Here is a 13,548-nt window from a genome sequence, read left to right on the forward strand (position 1 = left end):
AAAGGGAAGGCGTAGTCAGCGTGCCAGCGCCAGCGCGAGCGCCGACTTCACGCGCTCGCCTTCGCTGCGCAGCAGCTGCTGGCGGTCGCGGAAATCGGGCAGCAGCCGGGCCACCAGTGCCCAGAAATCGGGGCCGTGGTTGCGTTCGAACAGGTGCGCCAGTTCGTGCACGAGCACGTATTCCAGCGCCGCCGGCGCCGCCATGACCAGCGCGAGATCCAGCGACAGATGGTCTCGCGCCGACAGCGAACCCCACAACGAACGCAGTGGCCGGATGCGCAGGTGCGTCGGTGCCCGGCCGAGCCGTTCGACATAGGCCGGCATCATCGCGGCGACATCGGCGCGCATCTGCGCTTCCAGGAACGTGCGCAGCTGGCCAGCCGCGATGCGCTGGCGCTGCGCCGGCAGGCGCGGTGGCAAGGCCAGGTGCAGGCCGTCGCCGCGCAGCACGACCGACGGCCGTGGCGCATCGGCCAGGTGCAAGGGGATCAGTTCACCGCGCAGCGGCAGGTTCGCGGGCGCGCCTGCGGGCAGGCCCTGCGGCCAGTCGATGGGCGGGCGCCGCTGCGCCTGCTCGGAGATCACCGCCTCCAGCCATTCGCGCTTGTGCTCGGCGAACGCGGCCGCTTCGTACAGCGGCACCCAGCGCGGCTTGGTGAGGCGCGGTCCGTCGCGTCCAAGGCTCAGGCGCAGGTGGCGCGTGCGCGCGACATCGATGATGCGGATCAACAGCGGCTGTCCGTTGCTGCCGGCCAGCTCCAGCCAGCGTTCCTTGACCAGGCGGCTCATGACAGGTCGAACAGTTCTCCGAGACGCGCCTGCAGGCGCGTGATCTCGCCGGTAAGCAGCGCGAAGCGGGCGTCCAGCTCGGCGATGGCGTCATCGCCGCCGATATCGCCGAGCTGTTCGTTGACGACGTCGCTGAAGCGCAGTTTGCGCAGGCAGAGGTCTTCGCCGATGACGAACTGCATGCGCTCGTCGTAGCTCACCGCCAGCTGTGCGACCTGCTTGCCGGCGTTGATGTGCTCGCGCACTTCCTCGGCTTCCAGGTCCTGGCGGCGGCAGCGCACGATTGCGCCATCGTCGGCCGGGTCGCGCAGTTCGCATTCGTCGCCGAGCGCGAAGTCCTCCGGCAGCGCGTCGCCGGTCAGCCACGCGGTGAGCACCAGGCGCGCCGAGGTCTGTGCCGACACCGGCGTGGCCGGGAAACTGCCGAGCGCTTCGCGCAATCCCTGGACGAAGGATTCGCAGACCTTCTTGCTGGCGCTGTCGATGGTCAGCCAGCCGGTGCCGTGGTCGAGCCAGGCATCGGTGCGCGACGGCTTGATGAACGCGCGCGGCATCAGTTCGGTGAGGACTTCGTCCTTGATGCGCGCGCGCTCCTTGCCACCCGGACGACGTCCGCGTTCGGCTTCGATGCGGTCGAGCTTTTCTGCGACGGCGTCGTTCACCACCTGCGCCGGCAGGATCCGGCTTTCGCTGCCGAAGGTGACCAGCGAATGCTGCCCGAGGCCGTGGCCGAGGACTTCGTGGTTGCGTCCGTAGGGTGAAACGAAGCCCTGCGTGCTCAATTCCAGCGGTCCGGGCGGGCGCAGGCGCGCGCCTTCAAGCGCGGCGACCAGTTCGCTGTGGCCGGGCAATGCATCGGCGGGGATCTGGAACAGGGTCAGGTTTCGGAACATGCGTTGCGTGGTTGTCCATCGTGATGGCGCGTGACTGTAGCGCCATAGCGTCGCGTTGCGCGAGCCGCTGCGAGTGTGCTTGCGATGCGATTCTACGCTGCGTCGCCGGGCGCGTCGTCGCCGCGATCGGCGAGCCAGTCATGGGCCGTCAACGTTGGGCCGGCGGCTTCGCGTCCGAGTCCGACGAAATCGAACAGGTTGCGATCGGCCAGTTGCGCCGGCCGCACGTCGGTGAGCGCGCGCGCGATGTTCTCGACGCGACCGGGAAAGCGGCGCTGCCATTCCTGCAGCATGGATTTCACTGCCTGCCGCTGCAGATGGTCCTGGCTGCCGCAGAGGTTGCAGGGCAGGATCGGGAAACCGCGCATGGCGGCATAGTTCGCCAGGTCGGTTTCGTTGCAGTAGGCCAGTGGCCGGATCACCACGTGCTGTCCGTCGTCGCTCAGCAGCTTCGGCGCCATCGCGCCCAGGCGGGCGTGGAAGAACAGGTTCAGGAACAGCGTCTCGACCATGTCGTCACGATGGTGGCCGAGCGCGATCTTGGTGAATCCCTGCGCGGTCGCGTGGTGGTAGAGCGCGCCGCGGCGCAGGCGCGAGCACAGGCCGCACATCGTCTTGCCTTCCGGCACCACGCGCTGCACGACGCTGTAGGTGTCCTGTTCGACGATCGTGAACGGGATGCCGTTGTCGCGCAGGTAGGTGGGCAGCAGGTCGGCGTCGTAGCCCGGCTGCTTCTGGTCAAGGTGCACGGCATGCAGTTCGAAGCACACGGGTGCCTTGGCCTGCAGGCGCAGGAGGATGTCGAGCAGGGCGTGGCTGTCCTTGCCGCCGGAAAGGCAGACCATGACCCGGTCGCCTTCCTCGATCATCGCGAAGTCGGCGATCGCCTGGCCGACCTGGCGACGCAGCCGCTTGGCGACCTTGTGGTCCTGGCGCGGCTGCGATCGGGCGATGCTGGACGGCTGGCTCATGTTTCGAAGTATTTTTCGGGTCAGGCCACAAGCTGGCGGGCAAGGATCAGCGCCGCTTCGAAATCACGCGCCATGCCGGCGACCGCCGGGTGCGCGCTGATGCCCATGTCGCGCAGCACCCGCGACGGCTGCGGCTGGATGCCCGACAGCAGCACGCGGATCTTCAGGCGGTGGCAGCGGTCGAGGAAGCTCTCCAGCGCCTGCGCACCGGAGGCATCGATCAGCGGCACCAGTCGCAGGCGCAGGATGAAGGCACGGGGCGGATCGGCGAACTGGTCGAGCACGTTGTCGAGGCGGTTGGCGACGGCGAAGAAGAGCGGCCCGCTGATCCGGAATGCCGCCACGCCACCGGGCAGCACGTCACGCATGTCCGGCTGGCGATCACCGGCGAGATCGTCCTGGTCCTCGTCGACCAGTGACACGTCCCGGTCCAGCGCCACCACTTCGCTCATGCGGTGCATGAACTGGAAGGCCGCCAGCAGCACGCCGACCTGGATCGCGACCGTCAGGTCGAACATCACCGTCAGGCCGAAGGTGGCAAGCAGTACGACGCGGTCGCCGACTGGCGCCTTCATCAGGTGCCGGAAGCGCTCGATCTCGCTCATGTTCCAGGCGACGACGAGTAGCACCGCCGCAAGCGCCGGCAGCGGCACCCAGCGCATCAGCGGCGCGAGGACCAGCATGAAGACGAGCAGGAAGACTGCATGCATCATGCCGGCCACGGGCGAACGCGCCCCGGCCCGCACGTTGGTCGCCGTGCGCGCGATCGCGCCGGTCGCGGGCAGGCCACCGAACAACGCCGATCCGACGTTGGCGATGCCCTGCGCGACCAGCTCGCAGTTGCTGCGGTGGCGGCCGCCGATCATGCCGTCGGCGACGACCGCCGACAGCAGCGATTCGACGCCGGCAAGGAAGGCGATGGTGAGGGCGCTCGGCAGCAGTTCGCCGATGCGCGAGAACGGCAGCTCCGGCAGGGCGAACGCCGGCAGTGTCGAGGGGATGTCGCCATAGGCCGAGCCGATGGTTGCCACCGGCAGCGTCAGGCCCAGGGCGAACAGTGAGCCGGCGATGACGGCGATCAGGAAGCCCGGCCAGGCCGGGCGCCAGCGCCGCAGTCCGATGATCAGCGCCAGGCAGCCGACCGTCAGCGCGATGCTCCAGGGATTGAAGGTGCCCAGGTGTTGGCCGTAGGTCTGCAGGCGCTCGAAGAACTCGCCCGGCAGGCGTTCGATCTCCAGGCCCAGTGCGTCCTTCACCTGGCTCAGGAAGATCGTCACGGCGATTCCGGCGGTGAATCCGGTGATCACCGGTTGCGGCATGTAGCGCATCAGCGCGCCGACGCGCATCAGGCCGGCGGCGATCAGGACCAGGCCGGCGATCAGCGTGCACAGCAGCAGTCCGCCGTAGCCGAAACGCTCGATGACGTTGAAGACGACCGGGATGAATGCCGCCGTCGGACCACCGATCTGGACGCGCGAACCGCCAAATGCCGAAATGAGAAAGCCGGCGATGATCGCCGTATGCAGGCCTTTCTCGGGCGTGGTGCCGGACGCGATGGCCAGTGCCATCGCCAGTGGCAGGGCGACCACCGCGACGGTCAGTCCGGCGAGCAGGTCACGGCGCAGGTCCTGCACGCTGTAGCCATGGCGCAGCACCGTAACCAGCTTGGGCAGGTACAGGTGCCAGGACGGGGTGGCGTTGCGCGAGTACATGGTGAGGTGCCCATTGTAGGCGATCGCCGCTTCCCCGGGGCGCCGGGCGCGGCGACGCTGCGCTATCCTGCGGCCATCGACGGAGCGCGTCCATGGACCAGTTCGATCCCGCGACGATCGCGCGCAGGCTCATCGAGCTGCGTACCGAGCATCGCGACCTCAACCTGCTGATCGACCGCCTCAATGACGAACCGGGCGTCGACCAGGTCGCACTGACGCGCATGAAGAAGCGCAAGCTCCGGCTCAAGGACGAGATCAGCCGCCTTGAAAGCCTGCTGATCCCCGACCTCGGCGCGTAAACCGCGGGCGTCCAACGCCCGTGCCTGCACCCCATGCAGTCGCGCCCAATGGCGGCAAGGTGTCTGCTCCTCGCAGTCGCGCCAGGTGGCGGCGAAGCGCCTGCTACCCGCAGTCGTGCCTGGGCGCGACGAAGACGTTGCGCCTCGCGGTCGCGCCAGTGACGGCGAAGTCTCTGCTCCGTCATGCCCGCGAAGGCGGGCATCCAGTGTCTTAGTGCAGCGCTGCGACGGGCGCCCGCCGGCTGGCGGATGACGGGCGCAATTCGCCGCCCGCCACGTCGTCGGCAGCGGCGGCTCGACACTCCGAGGACGTGGATGAGGACCCCGCGCCGGCGCAGGTCCAGACGTTGAGTCGTGTGCCCTGGCGGCTTGAACACGCACGGTGCCGGTTGCATTGCCGACGCCGGCTTCGTCGCCGATGCGGGGATGCCGGTGAACCGGTGTTCGGGCGCCGTGACTCAGTCTTCGCTGGCGGCGGCTTCGCGGGCTTCCGGCGTGAGCTTGAGGATGCCATGGCGGATTTCCCGCGACAGGATCAGGCGGGCATCCTCGAGCGCGTCGGTGAGCTGTTCGCCGAATACCAGCCGCGACTGTTCGTTCGTGGTCACCACGCCGAGCGCGCGCAACTGCTGGATGAAGCCGCGGAACAGCGCCTTGTCGAAGAACTCCGGACCCGACAGTTCCTGCAGCAGGCTCAGCCGCTGTGCGGTGAGGTGGCAGACGTTTTCCAGTTCGCCGGCGGTAAGCGTGCCGGAACCGGAGCGCGCCAGCACGGCGGCGCAGATGTAGTAGCGCTCGATGGTCTGCAGCAGCGTGTGCCCGAGTAGGCGCAGCTGGTACTGGCCCAGCGTGCCACCACCGGGACGGCGCACGATGCGGTCGTCCTCGCGGGCGTCCAGCGTGCCTTCGGCGATCAGCACGTCGATGGTGCGTTCCAGTTCCTGCGCGAATTCGTCGGCGCTCCAGGGCAGGAACAGCTCGGCCTTCAGGAACGGATAGACGATGCGGCCGGCACGCGCGACGCTGGCGCGGCTCATCTCGCGGTTGTTGAGCAGGCAGCAGCCGATCCAGCCGGCGCAGACCGCCAGGTGCAGGACGTTGTTGCGGAAATAGCTGAGCAGGATGCCCTGGTCGCCTTGCGCACTGAGCACGTCGCCGAGCGGATGGCTGGTCCGGACCAGCCAGCCGAGTTTCTCGCCATGGGCGACGATGTCCTCGGCGCTGTCCTGGCAGACGCGGACACGCGAGGAATACGGAACGCGCGTGAACAGGGTCTGGTAGAGCCGGATCTGCGCCAGCAGGTCGCTTTCGCCGAGGGCGTGCTTTGGTGCCGCCAGGATCGACAGCGCGATGAGGTTGACGGCGTTGACCTCGGCGGTGCGGTTGACCTCGGTCTGAATCCGCGTCGCCAGGCTGTCGACGGCGGGGTTGAGCCATTCCGCGCGCGGCGACAGGCGTTCGGCCTGCCACTGTGGCGCGTGCGCGTCCATGTGCGCGCGCAGCTCGATCGGCTCGCCGAAGCTGACAGCGGCCTGGCCGTACTTGTTGCGCAGCACGCGCCAGGAACGCAGCAGGCCGCCGATGCTTTCCTTGCGCTTGGCCTGTCCGGCCAGTTCGCCAAGATAGGAATTACCCTCCATCAGCTTTTCGTAGCCGATATAGACCGGCAGGAACACGGCCGGCTGCTGCGGCGTGCGCAGGAAACTCTTCACCGTCATCGCCAGCATGCCGGCCTTCGGCGCCAGCAGCCGGCCGGTGCGGCTGCGGCCGCCTTCGATGAAATATTCGATGGCGGTGCCGTTCGCGTAGAGCGTGTCCACGTATTCGGCGAAGACTGCCGGATACAACGCATTGCCCTTGAAGCTGCGACGCAGGAAGAAGGCGCCGCCGCGACGGAGGATGCCGCCGATCACCGGCAGGTTGAGGTTCACGCCGGCGGCGATGTGCGGCGGCACCAGGCCGTTGTGGTAGAGCAGGTACGACAGGATCAGGTAGTCGATGTGGCTGCGGTGGCACGGCACGTAGATCACCGAGGCGCCATGCGCGGCCTGTTTCACCGTGTCCAGGTGGTGCATGCGCACGCCGTCGTAGGTGCGGTTCCAGAAGCGGTTCAGGATGAACGACAGCGAGCGCACGAACGGATGCGAGTAGTCGGCGGCGATTTCGCGTGCGAACTTTCGCGCCTGTTTCTGTGCCGCCTCGATGCTGGTGTTGTCGCGTGCGGCCTGGGCCACGATGGCGTCGCGCACGGCAGGCGATGCCAGCACCGTGTCGATCAGCATGCGCCGGTGCGACAGGTCCGGCCCGATCATGGCGGTGCGCACGCGGCGGAAGTGCATGCGCAACACGCGCGCCAGCTTGCGGGTCGCCTTCGCCGGCACGGTGCCGTCGTCGAGCAGTTCGCGCACGGACACCGGGCGCGCGAAGCGGACCCAGGTATTGCGACCGTTGAGCAGCAGCGCGAGCAAGCGGTGGAACCAGCCGGTCACCGCCCAGTGTTCGGAAAACAGCACGCGGAACCAGCCGGTGCTGCGGTCGGGGGCGCGGCCGACGAAGATCGACACCGGCACCAGCTGGCAGTCGAAGTCCGGATCGGCGGCGGCACGCAGGACCAGGGTGTCGAGCTCGGCCGTGTCGGCCACCGCGCGGTCGCGGCGCACGAAGGGCATGCTGCGTCGACGCGAGACGTACAGCGTCGAGCGCGTGCGTTCCAGCGCCGGCTGCGGCTCGAACGGACCGGGCAGCCCGCTTTCGCGGCAGGCGCGGTCGAGGATCAGCTGGTAGCTGGTGCCCTCGCGTTCGAGCACGTAGCACCACGGGCGCGACGGATCGAAGCCCCCGTCGGCCTCGGGCTGCTCGATGCGCAGCTTGAGCCAGGGCTTCTGCAGGGCCGAAAGCAACCGCGCCCACAGCGGTGGGCGGTGGGCGCGGGGATGTTCGAGCGAAGACAGGCCAGACGAAGTCATGGCCGGATTGTGCCTCGTCCGGTCAGTTGGCGGCAGCTGCGCCGCTTTCGTTGAGCTTGTCCAGGGTGTCCTTGCCATACCAGCGGCCATCGACACGGACCATCTGGGTGTCGAACTCCAGCGGCGCACCCAGGAGCTCCATCTTCACACGGACATTGGCGTTGTCGCCGTCCTGGCTGACGGTTTCGGCGCGGACGGTGGACAGCGTGCGGTCGAGGTCGATGTCATAGGCCTTGAAGATGTCCTTGACACCGGTGAAGGCGGTGGAGAACAGGCCCATCATGCCGTTGAAGTCGAGGGCATAGACCTCGTCCAGGGTCTTCACCGGCAGCGAGCGGGCGGTGCTGACGATGGCGGCAACGGCGCGTTCGGCGCGGTTGATCTCGGCGAACTGCCCGGTTTCGGCCCAGCTGGCGATGGCATTGAGGATGCCGGAGGCCTGGGCCTTCTGCGTCGCCGTCATGTCCTGGTCTTCATTGATCGCCTGCAGCGCGAAGCCCTTGCCCATCGCGATCATGGCCGGCAGCTGCGCCTTCATTTCCGGCGCCTGCAACTGTTCCAGCTGCGGACGGATCTCGGCCATCATCTCGGCCTCGGCGTTCGGGCCGGTCAGGCGCTGCATGGTCTGTGCGAATTCGGCGCGGCGCTCTTCGGTGATCTCTTCCGACTTCAGGTCGGCCATGAAGCGCTGCTTGGCCTGCTCCAGGCGGGCCGGCGGCACCGAGGCGTTGACGAGCGCCACGAAATCGCCCTTGCGCAGCAGTTCGGCGGAGCCGAGCACCGCGCCGTGCGGCGTGTCACCCGACGTGGCTGCAGCAGAAGACGATGCGCCGCCATTGTCGCCGCCACAGGCGGCCAGCAGTGCAACGGCGCCGAACAGGGCAAGGCGCGGAACGAGGTTGAGGCGGGACATGGCGTTCTCCAGTCGGAAGTTGGGCAAGGTGGGCGTCCCCGTGATCGGCACGGGCGTTGTCGGTCTCGTAATGGGCCGGGCGCAACAGCGCGGGGACTGACGTCCGGATGGCGAGCTGTCTGGGCCGGGCTGTGGACGTCGGGCGGCACTGTAGAGCCGGAATGCCCTGCAGGCAAGCCGGACTGATGGCATGGGCGCCACCGCCGCGAACGTGCTGTGATGGGCGATTGCCTAACCGGGTGTCGGCCACCGTGGCAGATCGGTCGGGTCGGGCGGCGGAATCCGGCAGTGCCGGATCGGCAGCATCGGCAGGCCGTTGCAGTCGCCGGCAACCGCTGCGTGGGGCACACAGCCGGTTCAGGGCAGGAACAGCGTCAGCAGGTCGTTGAGGAACCGGCGGCCGCGCTCGCTGGCGAAGATGCGTTCGCCCTCGCGCTCTAGCAGCCCGCGTGCATCCGCGCGCCGCAGCGTTTCCCCGATGGCAGCCGCCGGGAGGCCCGTGGTGGCCGTGAACTGCGCCAGCGTGAAACCCTCATGCAGCCGCAGCGCATTCATCGCGAACTCGAAGGGCAGGTCGACCGCCGCGACCGCATCGTCGCCACCGATCCCGGCCGCACTGCCAGCGTGCTGCAGCCAGTGCCGAGGATGGCGGTGTTTCCAGCGCCGTCGTGCGACGCCGTCAATGGTCAGCTTGCCGTGCGCGCCAGCGCCGATGCCCAGATAGTCGCCGAAGCGCCAGTAGGTGAGGTTGTGCCGGCAGGCGTGGCCCTCTCGGGCATAGGCAGAGGTCTCGTAGTGGCGGAAGCCGGCGGCGGCGAGGCGCTGCTGGCAGGCTTCCATCATGGTGAAGGCAAGGTCGTCGTCCGGCAGCACGGGCGGGCGCGCGGCGAATTCGGTGTGCGGTTCCAGTGTCAGCTGGTAATGCGACAGGTGGGTCGGTGCCAGCGCGATCGCCTGCTCGACATCGGCGGTCGCGCCGTCGAGATCCTGTTGCGGCAGGGCGTACATCAGGTCGAGGTTGAGCTCGGGAATGCCCGCGGCATGCACTTCCGCGGCAGCCTGCAGCGCCTCGGCGCGGCCGTGGATGCGGCCAAGCCGCTGCAGCATGGCGTCGTCGAAGCTCTGCACGCCGAGGCTGACCCGGTTGACGCCGCCTTCGCGGTAGCCGACGAAACGGCCGCGTTCGGTGGTGCCGGGATTCGCTTCCAGCGTCACTTCGGCATCGTCGCTGAAGGCCAGTCGCGCGTTGGCGCCGGCGAGGATGTCGGCGATGGCCGCTGGCGGAAACAGGCTGGGCGTGCCGCCGCCGAAGAACACCGAGCCGATGCGACGGTGACGCAGTGATGGATAGTCGTCCAGATCGCGGTCGAGGTCGGCCATCAGTGCGCCGACCGTTTCCGCCACCGGCAGGTCGTCGGGGGCACGGTGCGAATTGAAGTCGCAGTAGGGACATTTGCGCACGCACCACGGCAGGTGGATGTAGAGCGCCAGCGCCGTCGCCGGCTGCATGCCGGATTCCGCTGCCAGGCCGGTCGCGTTCACCGCGGCATCGACGCCAGGCGTTCGCGCAGCGCGGCGACCGCGCGGCCGCGATGGCTGATGCGGTTCTTCAGCGCCTCGGCCAGTTCGGCGGCGCTGGCATCCTGCGCGGGATCGAAGAACACCGGGTCGTAACCGAATCCCCCTGCGCCGCGGGGTGCCTGCAGGATACGCCCGGGCCAGGTGCCTTCAGCGATCAGCGGCACCGGGTCCTCGCCGTGGCGCAGAAGCACGATGCAGGCGTGGAAGCGGGCTGCACGCCGGTCATCGGGCACGCCTTCCAGCGCCTGCAACAGGCGGGCGATGTTGTCGGCGGCGGTCGCCCGGGGACCGGCGTAGCGCGCCGAATACAGGCCGGGTGCGCCACCAAGGGCATCGACCAGCAGCCCGGAGTCGTCGGCGAGGGCGGGCAGTCCAGCCGCGCGCGCGGCGTGCCGGGCCTTGATGATCGCGTTCTCGACGAAGGTCGTCCCGGTCTCATCCACCTCGGCGATGCCCAGTTCGCTCTGTGCAACCAGCTCCAGGCCGGCGTCGCCGAGCAGGTCGCGCAGTTCGGCGAGCTTGCCGGGGTTGCCGGTGGCGACGACGACGCGCACGGATCAGCCGCGGCCCAGCGCCGCCCGTTGCGCCGCCAGCAGGGCGGTGATGCCGCTGCGCGCCAGCGCGAGCAGCGCATCCAGTTCGTCCTGGCGGAACGCGTGCCCTTCGGCGGTGCCCTGCAGTTCGATGAATCCCAGCGCGTCGTTCATCACCACGTTCATGTCGGTTTCGCAGGCGGAATCCTCTGCATAGTCGAGGTCCAGCACCGGCATCCCCTGCCAGATGCCGACGGAAACCGCGGCGACCTGGCCGAACAGCGGGTTCTTCGCGATCGCGCCGCTCTGGAGGAGCTGGTCGACGGCATCGGCGAGGGCGACATAGGCGCCGGTGATGGCCGCCGTTCGCGTGCCACCATCCGCCTGCAGCACGTCGCAATCCAGTGTGATGGTGCGTTCACCGATCAGTCGGCGGTCGATGCAGGCGCGCAGTGAACGACCGATCAGGCGCTGGATTTCCAGCGTGCGTCCGCCCTGCTTGCCGCGCGCCGCTTCGCGGTCGCTGCGCGTGTGCGTGGAGCGCGGCAGCATGCCGTATTCGGCCGTTACCCAGCCTTCTCCCTTGCCGCGCAGGAAGCCGGGCACGCGGTCCTCGACGCTGGCCGTGCACAGCACGCGGGTATCACCGAAGCTGATCAGTACCGAACCTTCGGCGTGGCGGGTGAAGCCGCGCTCGATGGCCAGCGGGCGCAGCTGGTCGGCGGCGCGGCCGCTGGGGCGGGAGGGCAGGGGCATCGCCGGTCCTTGGGAATCGGGGGTCGCGGAGTTTACCATTGCCGTTTTCCCGGGTTGGACGCGCCATGATCCGCAGCATGACGGGCTTCGCCGAAGCCGAACGAAATACGCCCTGGGGCACCCTCACCTGGGAGCTGCGCTCGGTGAACCACCGGTTCCTGGAGGTCGCGCCGCGCCTTCCGGAAGACCTGCGCGCGCTGGACGGCCCGGTGCGCGAACGCGTCGCCGCCCGCGTCGCGCGCGGCAAGGTGGACGTGACGCTGCGCATCAAGCGCGGCCAGGGCGACATGAAGCTGGTGCTCAACGAACCGATGGTGCTGGCACTGACGCAGGTCGTGCGCCGTCTTGGCGAACACCTGCCCAGCACGTTGCAGCGCCTGTCGCTCACCGACATCCTGGCCTGGCCGGGCGTCCTCGCCGAGCCGGATACCGACCAGGCCGCGCTGCAGGCGCAGGCCCTGGAAGTGCTGGACCAGGCCATCGACGCCTTCATCGCCGCCCGCGAACGCGAGGGTGGGCGCCTGGCCGCACTGCTGGAAGAGCGCCTGGTTGGCATCGAATACCAGGTGTCGGTCGTGCGCGACCTCCTGCCGGACATCCGCAAGGCGCTGCGGCAGAAGCTGGAAGCGCGTCTCGCCGACCTCAAGCAGCCGCTTGATCCGGGCCGGCTGGAACAGGAAGTGGTGCTGTCGCTGTCGAAACTCGATGTCGACGAGGAGCTGGACCGCCTTGCCGGGCATGTCACGGAAGCGCGGCGCACACTGGGGCTGGCGGAAGCGGTCGGCCGGCGCCTGGATTTCCTGATGCAGGAGTTCAACCGCGAAGCCAACACGCTGGGCAGCAAGTCGGTCGATGGCCGCAGCACGCAGGCGGCCGTCGAACTGAAGGTCCTGATCGAGCAGATGCGCGAGCAGGTCCAGAATATCGAGTAGGGCCGCACCGCCCGCCCGGCGGCGCTGTGGATTTCCCGTTGACGATTGCGGGCGCCACCCGGTCCCGGAGTCCGCCCCGGCGCCCTGCTTGTGAGGGACTGCGAACCCGCGCCACACACTGCGCCAGGCCCGGCCTGTTACTGTCGCCCGTCGCCCGTCGCCCGTCGCCCGTCGCCCGTCGCCCGTCGCCCGTCGCCCGTCGCCCGTCGCCCGTCGCCGATAGCTGATAGCTGATAGCTGACAGCTGCGGCTTCCAGCAGACAAAGCCGTGGCCTGCCGCGCCGCTTTTCCCGCGCACACAAAAAAGGCGGAGGATTGGCCTCCGCCTTGGAAACTCCGGCCGCGCCTTCGCGCGACCGGAGGTCAATGGCTCAACGGTCGCCGCCGGAAGCCGGCCGGGAAGCGCCGCGATTGTTGCCCGCAGCCGGTGCAGCCAGGACGCCGGCCGACTGGATGCTGACGCTGTCGATGCCGATGTAGCTGCCGTTGTTGCCATCCGGCCCCGAGTCGGTGACGTAGTAGCGGAAGGCGATGCGGCCCTGGCCGCTGGTGGGCAGGCCATGCGACTGGTCGTACTGGAAGTTGCCCCAGGCATTGAACGGGTAGCCGTTCTGGCCGGTCGGGTCGTCGCCGGGCTGCAGGTCCGGGTTCACCGTGCCCAGCAGGATGGTGAAATCACCCACCGCCGCGGCGCCGCTGCCCACGTTGGTGCAGGTGGCACCCGAGCAGGCGCGGATTTCCAGGCGGTCCGGATAGGTCGCCGTTCCCGACGTCCGCGTCCACAACGACACCGAGGAAGCGTCATCGAAGTTCAGCAGCGGCGACACCAGCCAGTTGCTGATGGTGCCGACGCCAGCGGCGTTGTTGAAGTTGGCGGCGATGAACGAGTCCGGACCGCCGGCCTGTGCCGGAATGTTGAGCGAGTCGCCCTGCATCCAGTCCGTGGAGCCCAGCGGCTGGCTGTTGTTCTGCAGGATCCAGCCGGCGCCGGGCAGCGTGCTGATGTCCTCGAAGCCCTCGTTCAGCGTGACCGGCACACTGCACCCGTCAAGCCCCCCCGCGCATTCGAAGTCGTTGCGGAAGATGAGGTCGACCACGCCGCCGGTTGCGCAGGCCTGGACCTTGATGTCGTCCAGGTGCCAGCCGTTGGCCGCGACCGACGAGTCGGTGCCGACGCGCCAGCGGAACTGCACCGTCTGGCCG

12 protein-coding genes are annotated in these 13,548 nt (G+C 68.6%); 2 read left to right on the top strand and 10 right to left on the bottom strand.

The window, feature by feature from the left end:
• Positions 1–15: 15 nt before the first annotated feature.
• The 4 genes from EDC25_RS10960 to EDC25_RS10975 all read right to left on the bottom strand — a co-directional run bounded on the left by EDC25_RS10960 (position 16) and on the right by EDC25_RS10975 (position 4,365).
• Positions 16–789, bottom strand: coding sequence for a M48 family metallopeptidase (locus EDC25_RS10960; RefSeq protein WP_123522851.1), 774 nt, complete (start codon positions 787–789; stop codon positions 16–18).
• Complete coding sequence (locus tag EDC25_RS10965) at positions 786–1,682, bottom strand: recombination-associated protein RdgC (protein WP_123522852.1); 897 nt, start codon at positions 1,680–1,682, stop codon at positions 786–788. The genes EDC25_RS10960 and EDC25_RS10965 overlap by 4 nt, the downstream gene beginning before the upstream one ends.
• Positions 1,683–1,774: 92 nt before the next feature.
• Complete coding sequence (ttcA, locus tag EDC25_RS10970) at positions 1,775–2,653, bottom strand: tRNA 2-thiocytidine(32) synthetase TtcA (protein ID WP_123522853.1); 879 nt, start codon at positions 2,651–2,653, stop codon at positions 1,775–1,777.
• A 20-nt stretch (positions 2,654–2,673) separates the two neighbouring features.
• The gene (locus tag EDC25_RS10975) at positions 2,674–4,365 is read right to left on the bottom strand and encodes a SulP family inorganic anion transporter (RefSeq protein ID WP_123522854.1); all 1,692 of its coding nucleotides are present in this window, start codon (positions 4,363–4,365) and stop codon (positions 2,674–2,676) included.
• Positions 4,366–4,457: 92 nt separating this feature from the next.
• Here EDC25_RS10975 and EDC25_RS10980 point away from each other — a divergent pair, with 92 nt between their 5' ends.
• On the top strand, positions 4,458–4,664 hold the full coding sequence (locus tag EDC25_RS10980) for a YdcH family protein (protein WP_123522855.1): 207 nt from the start codon (positions 4,458–4,460) through the stop codon (positions 4,662–4,664).
• 458 nt (positions 4,665–5,122) lie between these two features.
• On the opposite strand, the gene plsB is transcribed toward EDC25_RS10980, so the two are convergent.
• The 5 genes from plsB to rph form a co-directional block, all read right to left on the bottom strand.
• Positions 5,123–7,630 (bottom strand): glycerol-3-phosphate 1-O-acyltransferase PlsB, encoded by a 2,508-nt coding sequence (gene plsB / locus EDC25_RS10985; protein ID WP_164484140.1) that lies wholly within the window; start codon positions 7,628–7,630, stop codon positions 5,123–5,125.
• 22 nt (positions 7,631–7,652) lie between these two features.
• Positions 7,653–8,543 (bottom strand): hypothetical protein, encoded by an 891-nt coding sequence (locus tag EDC25_RS10990; protein WP_132577509.1) that lies wholly within the window; start codon positions 8,541–8,543, stop codon positions 7,653–7,655.
• 357 nt (positions 8,544–8,900) lie between these two features.
• Positions 8,901–10,052 (bottom strand): radical SAM family heme chaperone HemW, encoded by a 1,152-nt coding sequence (gene hemW, locus EDC25_RS10995; protein ID WP_132577510.1) that lies wholly within the window; start codon positions 10,050–10,052, stop codon positions 8,901–8,903.
• A 29-nt stretch (positions 10,053–10,081) separates the two neighbouring features.
• Entirely contained in the window at positions 10,082–10,678 is a 597-nt protein-coding gene (gene rdgB / locus EDC25_RS11000; RefSeq protein WP_123522858.1) for an RdgB/HAM1 family non-canonical purine NTP pyrophosphatase, read from the bottom strand.
• Positions 10,679–10,681: 3 nt separating this feature from the next.
• The gene (gene rph, locus EDC25_RS11005) at positions 10,682–11,413 is read right to left on the bottom strand and encodes a ribonuclease PH (protein ID WP_123522859.1); all 732 of its coding nucleotides are present in this window, start codon (positions 11,411–11,413) and stop codon (positions 10,682–10,684) included.
• Between the two features lie 65 nt (positions 11,414–11,478).
• On the opposite strand from rph, the gene EDC25_RS11010 reads away from it, so the two are divergent.
• A complete protein-coding gene (locus EDC25_RS11010) occupies positions 11,479–12,345 on the top strand; it encodes a YicC/YloC family endoribonuclease (protein WP_123522860.1) in 867 nt (288 codons plus the stop codon).
• Between the two features lie 371 nt (positions 12,346–12,716).
• Here the strand turns inward: EDC25_RS11010 and EDC25_RS14735 are convergent.
• On the bottom strand, positions 12,717–13,548 hold an 832-nt coding region (locus EDC25_RS14735), incomplete at its 5' end, for a choice-of-anchor J domain-containing protein (protein ID WP_165910900.1).

The sequence above is a fragment of the Pseudofulvimonas gallinarii genome (genome assembly GCF_004343305.1).
In the GTDB taxonomy this organism is placed as follows: Bacteria; Pseudomonadota; Gammaproteobacteria; order Xanthomonadales; family UBA2363; genus Pseudofulvimonas; species Pseudofulvimonas gallinarii.